Below are 15880 nucleotides of genomic sequence, written 5' to 3'. Positions count from 1 at the left end.
TTCAAATCTAATCCCAGACGATATGAGTTTTTCCTCGGAATTTGAAAAGTATGCTGTGAAGCATCGCGGCATTTCCAGCAATACCTTAGACAGTTACAACAAGTACCAGGTAACCGCCCTGACACCGAACATCATCGAGGAGCGTCCCATGAACGTAGCCGTCATGGACGTGTACAGCCGCCTGATGATGGACCGCATCATCTTCCTGGGTTATCCCATCAACGACGAAGTGGCCAATATCGTTACCGCGCAATTGCTGTTCCTCGATTCGACCGACCGCAACCGCGATATCAATATGTACATCAACTCGCCCGGCGGCAGCGTATATGCGGGCCTCGGCATCTATGATACCATCCAATACGTGACCCCCGACGTGGCCACCATCTGTATCGGCATGGCCGCCTCCATGGGCAGCGTGCTGCTGGCAGCCGGCACCCACGGCAAGCGTGCCGCCCTGAAGCATGCCCGCGTGATGATGCACCAGCCCAGCGGCGCCATCGGCGGACAGGCCACCGATATCGAGATCACCGTCAACGAGATCCGCAAGCTCAAACGCGAGCTGTACGAGATCGTTTGCCACCACTCGGGCAAATCCGTGGAGCAGGTGCAGAACGATTTCGACCGCGACTACTGGCTCACCGCCACCGAAGCCAAGGAATACGGCCTGGTGGACGAAGTGCTGCTGGTCAACCCCCGGAAAGAGAAAAAACCCGAAACCGCCAAGTAATTAATCCCTAAACGCATAGAAGATGAGTTATATACACCAGTTGAACAGCCCCTGGAGAATGCAGCCCCAACCCGGACCCGCCCCCGAACCGGGAGCCCCCGAAACCGAACCGGAAGAAGAAAAGGAAGAGCGGGCACAGATGGATACCCAAATGCTGTACAAGCGCCTGGAAAAATATTTCTTTCAAGCCCGCAGCATCTACCTGTGGGGCATCGTGGACGATAAATCCGCCAAGGACATCGTGACCAAGCTGATGCTGCTGGAAGCCGACAAGCCCGGCGAGGAGATCAAATTCTTCATCAGCAGCCCCGGCGGCTCCGTGACCTCCGGCATGGTCATCTACGATACCATGCGCATGATCAAATCGCCGGTAAGCACCATCTGTATGGGCCTGGCCGCCTCCATGGGCTCCATCCTGCTCAGCGGTGGTGAAAAAGGTCGCCGCTTCATTTTCCCCCACGGCGAGGTGATGATCCACCAGCCCTCCCTGGGCGGCCACATCCAGGGCGTGAGCGCCGACATGGAAATCCATGCCGAGCAGATCCTCCGCACCAAGGAAATGGGCGCCCGCATCCTGGCCCAGAACACCGGCCAGACCGTGGAGCGCATCCGCAAGGATTTTGAACGCGACTACTGGCTGGATGCTGAAAAGTCGATCGAGTACGGCATTGTCGATAAAATTGTGGACAAACTGTATTAAAAGTTCCTGAGTTCCTGCGTTCCTAAGTGGTTTACCGCACAGGTAAACCTCAGGAACTTAGGAACGCAGGAACTCAGAAACTTTCCTTAATTCCCCGAAAAACAGATTCCGCCCACCGGATTTTTTTACTTTTGTAAACTCGATGTGCAGCGTTTGCGCCCGGGAAACTTTCTTATAATTACCTATCAACCAATACCAATGGCAAAAAATATATTACATTGTTCCTTTTGCGGCCGCAGCAGAGACGAGGTGAAGATCCTGATCGCCGGCCAGGAAGGACACATTTGTGAGAACTGCGTCGAGCATGCCCGGGAAATTATCGACCAGGAACTCATGATCCGTGATGAGAAGTCGCCGTCCTCCTTCAAGCTGACGGTCAAAAAACCGATGGAGATCAAAAAGTTCCTCGATGAGTACATCATCGGGCAGGACGAAGCCAAAAAGGTGTTGGCCGTGGCGGTGTACAACCACTTCAAACGCCTGCAATACAAAGGAACCGAGAACAATCCCAACGAAATCGAGATCGAAAAAAGCAATATTGTCATGGTGGGCGAAACCGGTACGGGTAAAACCCTGCTGGCCAAAACGATCGCCAAGCTGCTGAACGTTCCCTTCACCATCGTGGATGCCACCGTATTTACCGAGGCCGGTTACGTGGGCGAGGACGTGGAAAGCATCCTCACCCGCCTGCTGCAGGTGTGCAATTACGACGTGGCGGCTGCCGAACGCGGCATCGTCTACATCGACGAGATCGACAAGATTGCCCGTAAAGGCGACAACCCCTCCATCACCCGCGACGTGAGCGGCGAGGGCGTACAGCAGGGCATGCTGAAGCTGCTGGAAGGCACCGACGTGCTGGTACCCCCGCAGGGCGGCCGTAAGCACCCCGAACAAAAGCTGATTAAGATCAACACGCAAAATATCCTCTTCATCTGCGGCGGCGCCTTCGACGGCATCGACAAGATCATCGCCCGCCGGGTGCAGACCAATACCATCGGCTTCAACGTAGACAAGGCCATCCAGGACAACATGAAAAAGAACCTGCTGCGCTATGTCAACGCCCAGGACCTGAAGGCCTTCGGCCTGATCCCGGAACTGCTGGGCCGTCTGCCGGTGACCACCTTCCTCGATCCGCTGGACGCCACTACCCTGCGTGCCATCCTCACCGAGCCGAAGAATGCGCTCATCAAGCAGTACAACCGCCTGTTCGAGCTGGAAGGCATCAAGCTGACCCTCGAAGACGACGTGCTCGACTTCATGGTGGAAAAAGCCATGGAATACAAGCTCGGCGCCCGTGGCCTGCGCAGCATCTGCGAAGGCATCCTCACCGACGCCATGTTCGAGCTGCCCTCCTCGAAGGAAAAATTCTTTAATATAGACCTCGAGTACGCCAAGCGCAAGTTTGACAAGAGCAAGCTGAGCCTGCTGAAAGTGGCCTAATCCCAATGGTTTAACGGCTGATACGGATATCCTCCGGCTCCCGTTAAACCATTTTTTTTTATCATTCATTCATCAGTTTAACCAGAATAAATCAGAATTATGTTTGGAAATATGTTTGGCAACAAGGAAAATGCAGGCGAACAGGTAAATGAACTGGTAGAGCGCCTGAAACAGCACGTTGGACTGGACGACCAGCAGGCCAACCAGGTCATCGAAACCCTCAAAAACTTCGTGGTAGAAAAATACCCGATGCTCCAGGGTGCTGTAAACAGCATTTTCGGCGGCAAATAAGCCCGGCTGATACAAATAATTTGATAGCTTTCATTTCTGTTTTCCAAACGAAATGAAAGCTTTTCTTTTTTGGACCTTCCTGCTGCTGTTCTCGCTTCCAATGGTCCTGGCCGGCTGTAGCACCGGGCCGGAACGGAAGGTGCAGCGCGCCTTTTACTACTGGCGCTCCTCTTTTCAACTGGATTCCGCCGAACGGAAGGCGCTTACGGGGCTCCACTGCCGCCGGCTGTACGTAAAATTTTTCGACGTCACCTGGAACGAAGAAAGCCAGGCGCCCCAGCCCGCCGCGCAGATCCGCTTTTCGGAAAAACCACCGGCCGGGTTGACCATTACCCCCGTGGTCTTCATTACCCACGAAACCCTCCGCCACCTCGCCCCCATGGGCATTCCCGAGCTGGCCCGCCACCTGGCCCGCCTGACCGAACAGCTCGCTCTTACCCACGGCCTCCGCCTGTCCAACGAGGTACAGATTGACTGCGACTGGACAGCCGCCACCCGCACGCCTTATTTCCGCTTGCTGCAGGCCCTCCGCCGGGAGCCATTCTTCCGGCATAAGACCTTTTCCGCCACCATCCGCCTGCACCAGTTGAAGTACATCAGCCAGAATGGCATACCGCCGGTGGACAAGGGCCTGCTGATGTGCTACAACATGGGCAACCTGCGCCGGCCCGAAACCGGAAACTCCATCATTGAAACCACCGAATTACAGAAATACATTCGCAACCTGGACAGCTATCCCCTGCCGCTGGATGTGGCCCTGCCCCTGTTTGACTGGTATGTATGGTTCCGGGGCCGGCAGTACCAGGGCCTGTTCCACTCCTACCAGTTGCCCGACGCCGGCCGCCGGGAGCGTCGCATCGTTTTTACCCGCGATACCGTCGTCAACGGCTATGCCTTTACTAAAGGCGACTGGCTGCGCTACGAAGGCAGTCCGCCGGCCGCCCTCATGGAAGCTGCAAAATTGCTCGACCGGAAATTGAGGAATAAAGAAATCAGCGTAATTTTTTACCACCTCGACCGCCATCACCTAAACCGCTATCAACCGTATGAACTGGAAAATATTTTTGACCGCTTTCGCTAGCCTGGCCCTGGCCCTGCTGCCCGAAAACATGATCGGCTGCGGCCCTGTCGAAGACCCGTACGACTATTTCACTTCCTTTTTCAGCCGCAGCCTGGGCGGGGCAGAGCCCTACAAGCCCTTTTATTATACCCGCCTGCTCGACTTCTACGACGACAGCTGGTATGGCGAAAAAAGCAACGGCCCCGAAGCCGATCCCATCATCCGGGAGTGGCAGGCGTATGCCGGGACGAACAGCCCGGAGGAGGCTGCGAACCTGGTGTATGCAGTGAAAAAAGCCGAGGTGGACCAGTTTGTCCAGTATGCCCAGACCGGCAAATCCCCGGTTATGCCCGACAGTGTCCGGAAGAACAGCCTGGCCGCAGCATTGCTGGCGCAAAAGAAGGGGAGCGCCTTTCAATACCTTTCCTTTGCCAAAAAGGTGGAAAGCCTTACCTGGCACGGGCTCTGGGAGGAGGCGCCGCCAAGGGACAGCCTGTTGCTCAACAACCTGATGGCCGAGGCCGAAAAGCGGGAAGGCCAAACGGGCGATGCCTTCCTGAAAGAAAAGTATGCCTTCCAGCGCTGCAAGCTGGCATTTTACAACAACCGTCCCGCCGACTGCATCCGCTGGTATGATGCCCGCCTGGCGTCCGGTACGGCCGCGGTAAAAACATTGGCCTGGGGCTACAAGGCCGGCAGCCTGTTCCGACAGGGCCGGTTAAAGGAAGCGGCCTACGAATACAGCAAGCTGTTCCCGCTGGCCGGCGCGGGTAAAAAGCAGGTATACCTGGGCTTTTTCTGGGCCACCCGTAACGCGGCCCCGGGCCAGGAAGAGATCTATGCCGCCCTGGGAAAAACCGATAAGGAGAAAGCCGCCATTCATGCCCTCTACGGCCTGTACGGCAAGGCGTACCGGCCCGACATTCTGGAAAAAGTGTTCCGCCTCGATCCCACCGCTCCCCTGCTGGACGTGCTGGCGATCCGCGAGATCAACAAGGTGGAGGAAGGCTACCTGTCGCCCCGGCTGCAAAAGGAAAAAGGCGGCAACGCGTATTACCTCGGCTTCGAACCGGAGGATACGGCCGGCCGCCGCCCGCCGCTGACCCGCATGGGCCTCTTTTTCGAAAAAGCGGCCAACAGCCCCGAAGTGGCCCATAAGTCCTTATACCTGACCGGTGCCGCCTACCTGGCCTTTATCGACCAGAACTACGCGAAAGCCAAAGCCCTGATCGCCCAGGCGCAAAAGGCCGCCCCGGCGCCGGCTACAGCCGACCAGCTGCAGCTGATCAACCTGCTGGTGATGGCCAACGAACAGCCCCGGCTGGACAAGGAGCGGGAAGCCCAGATCCTGCCTTCGGTGCAATGGCTGGCGCAGAAAGCAAAAGACAACAGCGAGTACGCCGTCTTCTTCCGCAACCTTTTCTCCGAGATCATCGCCCAGAAGTACCACCAGCAGGGCGATCTGTACCGTGAAGCCCTGGCCTACGGCCTGGCGGACGAAGCCTTCCTGGGCAGCAGTAAACTATCCGAATACGGTTACTACTCCCGCGGACTGGAATTCGTACAGCAATCCATGGACACCAAACAGCTGGTACAGTTGTTCGACCTGCTGTCCGCCCCAAACCGCACGCCCTTCGAAAACTACCTGGTACAGAACACTTCCTTTACCCGCAACCAGGTACTGGATGTCATCGGCACCTCCTATCTCCGCGATTTCAATTTCAATAAAGCGGCGGAATGGCTCGCAAAAGCCACGAACCTGCAGCCGCTGGCCAATGAAATCTACCATCCTAAAACGAATAAAACGGTGACGGTCAACGTAGATCCTTTTTACGATTACCTGAACGACTGGCAGCGCTACGATAAGGGCGTGGCCAAAGCTTACACCAAGCTGACGCTGGCGCAAAAGATCGCCGGCATGCAGAAAAGCCTGGACACGATGAAAAGCACCGACACCAGGTCCAGAACCCTGTACCAGTTGGCCAGCGCCTTTTACAACATGAGCCATTACGGCAACAGCTGGGAGGCTTTAAACTATTACCGTTCCGGCACCGAATGGAACACGGGCCACTACGAACAGGCCTGGCAGAAGGAATATTTCGGGCTGCACAGGGCTCGCAGCCTGTACCAGCAGGCGCACGACCTGACGCAGAATAAAGAGTTCAAGGCCGCCTGTTACTTTATGGTGGCGAAATGCGCCCAGCGCCAAATCCCCAAACCGGGATACGGCAACAACTACGACGAATATGAAAAACAAATGCGGTTATTCGAGCGGAAGTTCCGCGACAACCCGTTCTTCACCGGTTTTCAACAGCAATACGGCAGCACCAAGTTTTACCAGTATACGTATAACCGTTGCAGTTATTTAAGGGATTTTGTGGCGGGAAGGAAGTAGACCTCACCCGTCGTCTCGCCCCTGACGAGACGACGGGTGAGGTTACATCTGCCGTTCCTCCGGTGTTAAATGACGGATCACCCGGCAGGGATTGCCCGCCGCAAATACATCAGGGGGGATGTCGCGGGTCACCACGCTGCCCGCCCCGATCACCGAGCGGTCGCCGATGGTGACGCCCGGGCAGATGACGGCGCTGCCGCCGACCCACACGTCCTCACCAATGGTAATGGGCCGGGCACTCTCCAGCCCCGAAGCCCTCACCTTGTGGTCAAGGGGGTGGGTGGCGGTATAGATTTGCACGTTGGGCCCGAACAACGTACGGCTGCCGATGGTCACCAGGGTCACATCCAGCACTACGCAGTTGAAATTGAAAAATACCTTTTCGCCGGTAATGATATTATAGCCGTAGTCGCAGTAAAAGGGCGGCTGCAGCCAGAGCCCCTCCCCCGCCTGGGGGATTAATGCTTTCAGTACCCGGGCCCGTTCTTCGGCCTGGTCCTCCCGCGCGTCGTTCAGCTCTTTCAGCAGCAGCCTTGCCTTCAGCCGCTCTTCGGATAATACCGGGTCCAGGGCGTCGTACAGCTCGCCGGCGAGCATTTTTTCCTTTTCTGTCTTCATGCTGCCGGTACGGAAAAAAATTATGCCTTGCTCCCTACCCCAATAAAAAGTCCCGCTGGAAAGCGGGACTTTTTATGACATAACAACTATTAAGAGAGAACACTAATAGCCTGATGATTAGCTGCAACCCATGCTGTTGCCGCAGTTGAGGCATTTGTAGCAGGTGCCGCTGCGTACGGTGATGTGTCCGCAGGTGTTGCAGGCAGGGGCGTCGCTTTGCATGGTGCGGGCCGCCGCGCTGACCGTATCCATGTGGCCGGAAACGGGGGTCAGGCTTTGCTTCGCCGCTTTGATGGCCTGGGGCGTGGGTGCTACTACACGTACGCTGGAGAGTTCCGGAGCTTTTACGGGCTCGTCCCAGGCGTCGTTGCCCGTGTTCATGACCTCGGGTTTGTCCAGTACGTGCACCAGGTCGGTACGGTTCAGGTACTCGTAGCCCAGCACGCGGAAGACGAAGTCCACGATGGAGGTGCTCGACTTGATGTTCGGGTGCTCTACGAAACCGGCGGGGTCGAACTTGGTGAACACGAATTTCTCTACGAATTCTTCCAGGGGCACACCGTATTGCAGGCCCAGGGAGATGGCGATGGCAAAGCAGTTCAGCATGCTGCGCATGGTCGCACCTTCTTTGGCCATGTCGATGAAGATCTCTCCCAGGGTACCGTCGGCGTACTCACCGGTGCGCAGGAACAGGGCTTGTCCGTTGATCTTGGCTTTTTGGGTAAAGCCGCGGCGCTTGGCCGGCATGGAACGGCGTTCCACGATGCGTGCCAGCTGGCGTTTCAGTTGGGTATCCGGCGAGGATTGTACCCGCTTTTGCACTTCTTCCAGCAGGTCGTCCACGGTCAGTTTACCCAGGTCCACGATGCCTTCGGCATTGATGTCGGCCTCTTCTTCTTTTTCCTGGGCGGCTTTCTTCTTATCGGACTTGTTGCTCAGCGGCTGGCTCAGTTTCGATCCGTCGCGGTAGAGGGCGCAGGCTTTCAGACCCAGCTCCCAGCTCAGCATGTAGGCATCGGCGATCTCTTCCACCACGGCTTCGTTCGGCAGGTTGATGGTTTTGGAGATGGCACCGCTGATGAAGGGCTGGGCGGCACCCATCATACGGATGTGGCCGTGGGCGTGGATGAAACGCTCGCCTTTTTTACCGCACTTGTTGGCGCAGTCGAATACCGGCAGGTGTTCATTTTTCAGGAAGGGGGCGCCTTCTACGGTCATGGTACCGCAGACATAATCGTTGGCAGCGTCGATCTGCTCTTCGGTGAAGCCGAGGGCTTCCAGCAGGCTCCACTCGAAGTTGAAATAATCTTCGGCTTTGAAGCCCAGGCGCTGCAGGCATTCTTCACCTAAAGTATATACGTTGAACACGAAGCCGATCTCGAAGGCCGAGCCCACAGCCGCTTCCAGTTTCTGGATCTCGGCGGGGGTAAAGCCTTTGGTGGCCAGTGATTGCGAGTTGATGAAGGGAGCGCCTTCGAATGTTTTGGCACCTACGGCGTACTTGATGATGGCATCCACCTGCTGGGCGTTGTAGCCCAGGTTCTTCAGGGCTGCGGGCACCGACTGGTTGATGATCTTGAAGTAACCGCCGCCAGAGAGTTTTTTGAATTTCACCAGGGCGAAGTCGGGTTCCACGCCGGTGGTATCGCAATCCATCACCAAGCCGATGGTGCCGGTGGGGGCGATCACGGTAGCCTGGGCATTGCGGTAGCCGTATTGTTCACCCAGCGACACGGCATCGTCCCATGCCTTGCAGGCGGCCTTCAGCAGGTAGTCGGGGCAATAGTTGGCTTTCAGGCCCTGGGGTTTTACACTCAGGCCTTCGTACTGGTCGGCATCGTAAGCCGCCAGGCGGTGGTTGCGCATGACCTGCAGCATGGACTCCTTGTTCTCCTCGTAGCGGGGGAAGGCGCCGAGCACGGAGGCCATTTCAGCGGAGGTTTTATAGGCGGTACCGGTCATGATCGCGGTGATGGCGCCGGCGATGGCCCGGGCCTTTTCGCTGTCGTAGGGGATGCCGCTCACCATCAGCAGGGTGCCGAGGTTGGCGTAGCCGAGGCCGAGGGTGCGGTACTCGTAGCTCAGGCGGGCAACGTCCTTGCTGGGGAACTGGGCCATCAGCACGGAGATTTCCAGTACAGTGGTCCACAGGCGGCAAACGTATTCAAAGCCTTCCACGTCGAAGTGGGTCTTTTCCACATCGAAGAACTTCATCAGGTTGGCCGATGCCAGGTTGCAGGCGGTGTTGTCGAGGAACATGTACTCGCTGCAGGGGTTGGAAGCCCTGATCTCGCCGCCGGCGGGGCAGGTATGCCATTCGTTGATGGTGGTATTGTATTGAGTTCCGGGATCGGCGCAGCTCCAGGCGGCGTAGGCGATCTTGTCCCAGAGGTCCTTGGCAGGAATGGTACGCATCACCTTGCCGGTGGTACGGGCTACCATTTCCCAGTCCTGGCCCTTGGCCAGCTTGTCGAAGAACGAGTTGGGGATGCGTACGGAGTTGTTGGAGTTCTGGCCCGAAACGGTACGGTAGGCTTCGCCTTCGTAGTCGCTGGCATAGCCGGCGGCGATGAGGGCGGCCACTTTCTTTTCTTCGGCTACTTTCCAGTCGATGAAGTCCACTACTTCGGGGTGGTCCAGGTCGAGGCACACCATTTTGGCGGCACGGCGGGTGGTGCCGCCGCTCTTGATGGCGCCGGCAGCGCGGTCGCCGATCTTCAAAAAGCTCATCAGACCGCTGGAGGTGCCGCCACCGCTCAGCTTTTCGCCTTCGGCGCGGATGCTGGAGAAGTTGGTGCCTACGCCGGAGCCGTATTTAAAGATCCGGGCTTCGCGGACCCACAGGTCCATGATGCCGCCGTCGCCTACCAGGTCATCTTCCACGTGCAGGATAAAGCAGGCGTGGGGCTGGGGGCGCTCGTAGGCGGAAGTGGATTCTTTCAGCTGGCCGTCCACGGGGTCTACATAGTAGTGGCCCTGGGGCTTGCCGGTGATGCCGTAGCTGGAATGCAGGCCGGTATTGAACCACTGGGGAGAGTTGGGCACGCACATCTGGGCAAGAATGCTGTACACCAGTTCGTCATAAAATACCTGGGCGTCTTTTTCGGAAGCGAAGTAGCCGTAGCGTTCGCCCCATACGCGCCAGCAGTGGGCCATACGGTGGGCCACCTGCTTGACCGAAGTTTCGCGGCCGAGGCTGCCATCGGGTTGGGGAACACCGGCCTTGCGGAAGTATTTCTGGGCCAGGATGTCGGTAGCGATCTGGCTCCACCCCTTGGGCACTTCCACGTTTTTCATTTCAAAAACCACCTCTCCACTGGGATTGCGGATCACCGACGTGCGGTAATCGTAATCGAACAGGTCAAACACCGGTACATCGTCACTGGTAAATTTTCGGCCGAACGTTAAGCCTTTGATTGAATTTTTTGAAGTGCCCATATTTAAGAATTTTAGTATTTTCTTCGGTTTGCCTTCGCACAACAGGTGCGAAACGACAAGACGAAAGTACCCTGAGTAGCGAAAAAAGGGGGCCGGAGATGTCCACAAAAAATGTGGATAACTCACGAAATTCAAGCCGGGTGAGGATTCCGGGATTTTCGCACCCGTTTTCCACCGTTATCAACATCTTTTGCACAAATCCCCACAATTTACTAAATTTTACTAAAATCATTAGCATCAGCTTAGTGGAGACAAACGGCTCTTCCGGCGGGCAACGCCGGAAAGCCGGTAAAGCAGCCCGCAGTTTGCACAGAACCAGCCACTTAATTTTCCCTACTTATATTTGTTTTTTTTAACCGCCCCTGTCCCAGGGAAAAAAGCATGTAATAAATTATGATGATGATGTGGAAGCGATTCGTCCTGGCCTTCCTTTTCTGCGTAGCCCTCACTTACGGGCACGCACAAGTGCAGCATTCCGGCTGGCTGGCCAACTTCAGCACCTTTAAACTATCCGACAAATTCAGCCTGCATTTCGACGGGCAGTTCCGCAGCAGCGACCGCCTGGAGCACCTGCAAACGGTCCTCCTGCGCACCGGCCTTAACTACCACCTGACCAAAAAGATCTCCCTTACCGCCGGCTACGCCTATATCCCCGGCCGCAGAACGATCCAGAACGAAAGCGGCTACCTGGCCGAACACCGCATCTGGCAACAGGCTATCTACGCCTATAAAATAAAGACGGTATCGGTGCAACACCGCTTCCGCTTCGAGGAGCGCTACCTGCCCATTGCCACCCTGCACAACAACGACCTGGAAACCGACGGCTACAACCACGCCTACCGCTTCCGCTACTTCCTGCGCAACATCCTGCCCCTCGTCAAAGGACAAACCTTCACCCAAGGCCCCTTCTTCGCCCTGCAGAACGAGGTGTTCCTCAATACCGGTGATAAATCGGCTGTCAACGGCAAGACCTTCGACCAGAACCGCCTGTACCTGGCCTTCGGCTACCGCCTGCCCGGCAAGATCGACCTGGAAGCCGGATACATGAACCAATACAGCAATACGAGGAATTATTTCACCAATAACCACATTGCCCAACTGGCGGTCTACAAAAGGTTGTAGGAACTTTTTGCATTTTTGTATTATATTACATTAACCGTTGCTGATGAAGAATGTATTTCAATCGTTAGTGGAGAAGAAAAAGAGCGGACATAAGTCGTTTGCTGTTCTGATCGACCCCGATAAAGTTTCTGCCCCCTCCCTTTCCGAACTGGTAAACCTGGCCTGCGAGGTAAGAGCCGATTATATTTTCGTAGGCGGCAGCCTGGTGGTTTCCGGCGACCTGGATGAATGCGTTCTCCACATCAAGCGGCAATGCGATATCCCGGTGATCCTGTTCCCGGGCAGCCCCTCCCAGATCACCCGCTATGCCGACGCCCTGCTGTACCTCTCGCTGATCTCGGGCCGCAACCCCGAGCTGCTGATCGGCCAGCACGTGATCTCCGCGCCGATGGTCAAACGCAGCGGCCTGGAAGTGATCCCCACCGGCTACATGATCGTGGACGGCGGCGCTCCCACTACGGTTTCCTACATCAGCAATGCCAGTCCCATCCCCGCCGACAAGGCCGACATCGCCCTGTGCACCGCCATGGCCGGCGAAATGCTGGGCAAAAAACTCATATACATGGATGCCGGCAGCGGCGCCAAAAAGCCCATCCCCGAAGAAATGATCGCCGCCGTCGCCAAAAACATCAGCGTTCCGCTGATCGTAGGCGGCGGCATCCGCGATGCCGAAAAGGCTTATCTCAATTGCAAGGCCGGCGCCGACGTGATCGTCGTGGGCAATGCCATCGAAAAAGACCCGCTCCTTATCCGCGAAATAGCGGCGGCCGTTCATTCTGTTCCAGCCAGGGTAAGAGAGCTGTAGTTTACAAGTTTACGAGTTGCTGACGGGCGCCAGCAACTCGTAAACTTGTAAACTCGTAAACTTGTAAACTATTCTCCGCTCACCCTTGCCGGCGTATCTTTTCCGGAAATAATGGATTTGCTGCTTTCGGCAATGGCCCGGATGATCTCCGCCATGTTGGCGGGATCGAGGGTTTCCCATTCATCATCTACGGTATGGTAGTAGGGTTCGTTGTCCATTTTGGAGGTGGAGATGGTGTGCGCCGGAACACCCAGGCGGGCCAGGGTGGCGTTGTCGGAGCGGTAGAACAGCTGCTGATCGGGATAGGGATCGGGATGAAAGGTGAAGGGCGTGCCCTTTAAATTCCTTTGCAGGATAGCACCCATATCCGACCGGTCGAAGCCCGTGATGTAGGCCGAATTCTTTCCCCATTTGCTTTCCGTACCGATCATTTCAATATTGAACATCGCCACCACCTGGGCGGGATTGAAGCGCTGCGAAAAATACTGCGAGCCGAAGCCGCCCTCCTCTTCGCCGGTAAATGCCGCAAATACCAGGGTGCGCTCGTTATTGGCCAGTTGTTGAAAGTGCTTTGCCAGCAGGATCACGGCGGTAGTGCCGGCGGCATCGTCGTTGGCGCCGTTGAAGATGCTGTCGCCCTCCACCGGGGCGCCGATGCCCAGGTGGTCGTAATGGGCCGAGAAGATCACGTATTCATCGGGGCGGCTTTTGCCGGGCAGTATGCCCACCACGTTGGAGAGGGGCACCCCTTCCACCTGCTGCTGCATGTCGATGGCAAATGGATCGAGGGTGGCGGCATTGGATAAAATGAAGATGGTGCTGGTTTCCTGGGCAAACTGCGACTGCAGGTACTGGCCCAGGCGGAGAAAGCCCGAGGCATAGGCTTCGTTCACCAGCACGATGCTGTTTTCGCGGGCCTGCGCCATCCGCATGGCTTCCAGCACGGGGTTGGCGCCCGGCGACAGGGTCTTTATTTTATAACCCGATTGCTCCGTTACCTCCAGGCGGGGCTGGGAAGAAACCACCACCACCCGCTTGGCGTCCATCGGCCGGCCGCCCATTTTCCAGCTAACCTTTTGCGCGCCGGTCTGTATCTTTTTAAAGGACTGCAGGTAACCCGGCGCATTGGAGAGCGTTTGCAGGCCGGCGGCCTTGAACTCCGAAGCAATGAAAGCCGCCGCTTTGGCGAGGCCGGGAGTGCCTGCCTGCCGCCCCCCGAGGCTGTCGGCCGCCAGCACTTTTTCAATGCGCAGCACTTCCTGCGCATTGATAACACCCGTTGTTTGTGCAGGAGCCGCAAGGGGCACTACAGCCAGCAAGAATAGGAGCAGGCGAATCATAGAGGCAAAATTTAAAATTACAACGACATCATTTCCTTGAACTTCACCGTCTGGCGGCGACTCACCTCGATCTTTTCGCCGCCTTTGAGCTCGAGCAGCAGCCCGCCGTTGAAGTAGGGTTCAATTTTTTCGATCAGCCGCAGGTTCACAATATGCTTGCGGTTGGCGCGGAAGAACACTTTCTCATCGAGCCGCTCTTCCAGGGCGTTGAGCGATTTGAGGATCAGCGGCTTGTTGGGGCCGAAGAACACCTTGGCGTAGTTGCCCACGCTTTCAAACAGGCGGATCTCGCCCAGCTTCACAAACCAGCAGCGCTCACCGTCCTTGACGAACACCTGGTCGTGCTCGGTCAGCATGCGGGCAGGTTCGGCGGAAGCCGGCGACGCGCCGGGCCCTCCATTCCCGCCTCCTTCCAGCGCATTAAGCTTTTGGATGGCATCTGCCAGGCGCCGGGGCTCTATAGGCTTCAGCAGGTAATCCAGGGCGTTGACCTCGAAGGCCTTGAGGGCATAATCGTCATAAGCGGTGGTAAAGATCACCTGCGGGGCATGATCGAGTTCGGCCAGCAGGTCGAAGCCGGTCTTGCCGGGCATTTGGATGTCCAGGAAAATGAGGTCGGGGTTCTGGCTGGCGATCTTGGCCAGGCCTTCGTCGGCATTGGCGGCCTCGTCCACGATCTCGATTTCCGGAAAGTCGTTCAGCAGCTTGCGCAATTCGGCCCGCGCCAGGCGTTCGTCGTCGATGATGATTGCTTTCATGTTCCTAAGTTAGAAAGGGTTCTATAGTTGTTAGTTCCTAAGTTCCTGCGTTTCTAAGTTAGGCGTGCGCTAGTTCGGAGTTACGACAACTCAGGAACTCAGGAACTTAGAAACTCAGGAACTCATTTCGCCGGTATCAGCACCGTCGCCTCCACCAGCTGTTCGGTCAGTTGTTTGATTTCGAAGCGGGCCCGTTCGCCGTAGAGCAGCAGCAGGCGGTCGCGGGTGCTGGAGAGGCCGAAGCCGCCCTGGCCGCTGCCGCCGTTGAGGCTGCCGGTGTTTTGCACCGACAGGCGGTGGTGGAAGCCGTCCCAGCCCGAGGCGATGCGGACCACGCCCCCCTTTACCTGCTTGCTGATGCCGTGCTTGATGGCGTTCTCCACCAGGGTCTGCAGCATCATCGGCGGCACCTGCTGGCCCAGGGTATTGGCTTCCACGGCATATTCCACCCGCAGGCGGTCTTCGAAGCGCATGTTTTCCAGCGCCAGGTAGTCCTTGACGATCCGCAGTTCCTCCTTAAAGCTAACGGTTTCGCCCTTTTCGGCCGCCAGGCTGCTGCGCAGAATGTTGCTCAACTCGGTTACCGCTGCGCGGGCCCGCTGGGGGTTCTCGTCGATGAGGGCGCGGATGCTGTTGAGGGCGTTGAAGATGAAGTGGGGGTTGATGTGCGCCTTGATGGTTTTCAGCTCCAGGGCTTTGACCAGGGCCTCCAGCTGCAGCGTGTCCATCTGCTGCTTGCGGCTTTTCTGGACGTAGTGGTACATGAAATAAATGGAGTTCCAGATAAACAGCGACCAGGCCGCCGGCGCGAAGTTGGCAAAAAACAGGCGGTGGAAGGGGTGCCCCTCCCCTTCGTCGGTGGCCCGCAGGCCGCAGACCAGCTCGAAGGGCGTTTGCAGCAGGGCCATAAACACGGCGAAGATCACCGTCAGCAGCAGGAAGTTGATCACCTGCTGCTGCAGGCTTTTCACCAATATGGCCGACTTGTGGATGGTTTCCCGCATCAGGTGGGAAAATAAAAAGCCGATCTCGATAAAGAACAGCAGCCGGTAAATGAGCTTGCCGCTGACCATGCCGAACACGCCGGCAAAAAATATGTTGATCAGGGCGAACGCCACCCAGCCCAGAAGCTGAAACAGCCAGTATCGGGAAAAAACAACACGCTTCATAAACTTCTGTTTTCGCT

The 15880-nt window shown here is 56.8% G+C and carries 13 protein-coding genes; 8 read left to right on the top strand and 5 right to left on the bottom strand.

Going from position 1 to position 15880, the window contains the following annotated elements; genetic code table 11:
• The first annotated feature begins 22 nt into the window (after positions 1-22).
• The 6 genes from V9K67_RS07360 (at position 23) to V9K67_RS07335 (ending at position 6613) form a co-directional block, all read left to right on the top strand.
• Positions 23-727, top strand: coding sequence for a ClpP family protease (locus V9K67_RS07360; protein ID WP_336721161.1), 705 nt, complete (start codon positions 23-25; stop codon positions 725-727).
• 22 nt (positions 728-749) lie between these two features.
• Positions 750-1427 (top strand): ClpP family protease, encoded by a 678-nt coding sequence (locus V9K67_RS07355; protein ID WP_336721160.1) that lies wholly within the window; start codon positions 750-752, stop codon positions 1425-1427.
• Between the two features lie 198 nt (positions 1428-1625).
• Complete coding sequence (gene clpX, locus V9K67_RS07350; RefSeq protein ID WP_336721159.1) at positions 1626-2867, top strand: ATP-dependent Clp protease ATP-binding subunit ClpX; 1242 nt, start codon at positions 1626-1628, stop codon at positions 2865-2867.
• Between the two features lie 99 nt (positions 2868-2966).
• Positions 2967-3158, top strand: coding sequence for a hypothetical protein (locus tag V9K67_RS07345; RefSeq protein WP_336721158.1), 192 nt, complete (start codon positions 2967-2969; stop codon positions 3156-3158).
• A gap of 52 nt (positions 3159-3210) precedes the next feature.
• The gene (locus V9K67_RS07340) at positions 3211-4239 is read left to right on the top strand and encodes a hypothetical protein (RefSeq protein WP_336721157.1); all 1029 of its coding nucleotides are present in this window, start codon (positions 3211-3213) and stop codon (positions 4237-4239) included.
• The gene (locus tag V9K67_RS07335; protein ID WP_336721156.1) at positions 4205-6613 is read left to right on the top strand and encodes a hypothetical protein; all 2409 of its coding nucleotides are present in this window, start codon (positions 4205-4207) and stop codon (positions 6611-6613) included. The genes V9K67_RS07340 and V9K67_RS07335 overlap by 35 nt, the downstream gene beginning before the upstream one ends.
• 42 nt (positions 6614-6655) lie before the next feature.
• Here the strand turns inward: V9K67_RS07335 and V9K67_RS07330 are convergent, their stop codons facing one another.
• The gene (locus V9K67_RS07330) at positions 6656-7231 is read right to left on the bottom strand and encodes a sugar O-acetyltransferase (RefSeq protein WP_336721155.1); all 576 of its coding nucleotides are present in this window, start codon (positions 7229-7231) and stop codon (positions 6656-6658) included.
• Positions 7232-7348: 117 nt separating this feature from the next.
• Positions 7349-10669 (bottom strand): vitamin B12-dependent ribonucleotide reductase, encoded by a 3321-nt coding sequence (locus V9K67_RS07325; RefSeq protein ID WP_336721154.1) that lies wholly within the window; start codon positions 10667-10669, stop codon positions 7349-7351.
• Between the two features lie 393 nt (positions 10670-11062).
• Here V9K67_RS07325 and V9K67_RS07320 point away from each other — a divergent pair, with 393 nt between their 5' ends.
• Positions 11063-11791 (top strand): DUF2490 domain-containing protein, encoded by a 729-nt coding sequence (locus V9K67_RS07320; protein ID WP_336721153.1) that lies wholly within the window; start codon positions 11063-11065, stop codon positions 11789-11791.
• A 43-nt stretch (positions 11792-11834) separates the two neighbouring features.
• The gene (locus tag V9K67_RS07315) at positions 11835-12596 is read left to right on the top strand and encodes a phosphoglycerol geranylgeranyltransferase (protein WP_336721152.1); all 762 of its coding nucleotides are present in this window, start codon (positions 11835-11837) and stop codon (positions 12594-12596) included.
• Positions 12597-12664: 68 nt separating this feature from the next.
• Here the strand turns inward: V9K67_RS07315 and V9K67_RS07310 are convergent, their stop codons facing one another.
• The 3 genes from V9K67_RS07310 to V9K67_RS07300 all read right to left on the bottom strand — a co-directional run bounded on the left by V9K67_RS07310 (position 12665) and on the right by V9K67_RS07300 (position 15863).
• Complete coding sequence (locus V9K67_RS07310; protein WP_336721151.1) at positions 12665-13936, bottom strand: M28 family peptidase; 1272 nt, start codon at positions 13934-13936, stop codon at positions 12665-12667.
• Positions 13937-13953: 17 nt separating this feature from the next.
• Positions 13954-14694 carry a LytR/AlgR family response regulator transcription factor gene (locus V9K67_RS07305; protein ID WP_336721150.1) on the bottom strand — a complete coding sequence of 247 codons (741 nt, stop codon included), beginning with the start codon at positions 14692-14694 and terminating at the stop codon, positions 13954-13956.
• 122 nt (positions 14695-14816) lie between these two features.
• Positions 14817-15863: a sensor histidine kinase gene (locus tag V9K67_RS07300; protein WP_336721149.1), complete on the bottom strand. Its 1047-nt coding sequence runs from the start codon at positions 15861-15863 to the stop codon at positions 14817-14819.
• Between the last annotated feature and the right edge of the window lie 17 nt (positions 15864-15880).

Origin of the sequence: Huijunlia imazamoxiresistens (assembly GCF_037132455.1) — a bacterium.
GTDB classification, from domain to species: Bacteria; Bacteroidota; Bacteroidia; order Chitinophagales; family Chitinophagaceae; genus Flavisolibacter; species Flavisolibacter imazamoxiresistens.
Note: the sequence above shows the minus strand (reverse complement) of the source record. Positions and strands in the feature narration are given on the sequence as shown.

Bases quoted from the DNA above. Each gene is read 5' to 3' on its own strand.
- clpX (WP_336721159.1), top strand. From the start codon at position 1,626: ATGGCAAAAAATATATTACATTGTTCCTTTTGCGGCCGCAGCAGAGAC.
- V9K67_RS07355 (WP_336721160.1), top strand. From the start codon at position 750: ATGAGTTATATACACCAGTTGAACAGCCCCTGGAGAATGCAGCCCCAA.
- V9K67_RS07300 (WP_336721149.1), bottom strand. From the start codon at position 15,863: ATGAAGCGTGTTGTTTTTTCCCGATACTGGCTGTTTCAGCTTCTGGGC.
- V9K67_RS07345 (WP_336721158.1), top strand. From the start codon at position 2,967: ATGTTTGGAAATATGTTTGGCAACAAGGAAAATGCAGGCGAACAGGTA.
- V9K67_RS07335 (WP_336721156.1), top strand. From the start codon at position 4,205: ATGAACTGGAAAATATTTTTGACCGCTTTCGCTAGCCTGGCCCTGGCC.
- V9K67_RS07360 (WP_336721161.1), top strand. From the start codon at position 23: ATGAGTTTTTCCTCGGAATTTGAAAAGTATGCTGTGAAGCATCGCGGC.
- V9K67_RS07320 (WP_336721153.1), top strand. From the start codon at position 11,063: ATGATGATGATGTGGAAGCGATTCGTCCTGGCCTTCCTTTTCTGCGTA.
- V9K67_RS07315 (WP_336721152.1), top strand. From the start codon at position 11,835: ATGAAGAATGTATTTCAATCGTTAGTGGAGAAGAAAAAGAGCGGACAT.
- V9K67_RS07330 (WP_336721155.1), bottom strand. From the start codon at position 7,231: ATGAAGACAGAAAAGGAAAAAATGCTCGCCGGCGAGCTGTACGACGCC.
- V9K67_RS07340 (WP_336721157.1), top strand. From the start codon at position 3,211: ATGAAAGCTTTTCTTTTTTGGACCTTCCTGCTGCTGTTCTCGCTTCCA.
- V9K67_RS07325 (WP_336721154.1), bottom strand. From the start codon at position 10,669: ATGGGCACTTCAAAAAATTCAATCAAAGGCTTAACGTTCGGCCGAAAA.
- V9K67_RS07310 (WP_336721151.1), bottom strand. From the start codon at position 13,936: ATGATTCGCCTGCTCCTATTCTTGCTGGCTGTAGTGCCCCTTGCGGCT.
- V9K67_RS07305 (WP_336721150.1), bottom strand. From the start codon at position 14,694: ATGAAAGCAATCATCATCGACGACGAACGCCTGGCGCGGGCCGAATTG.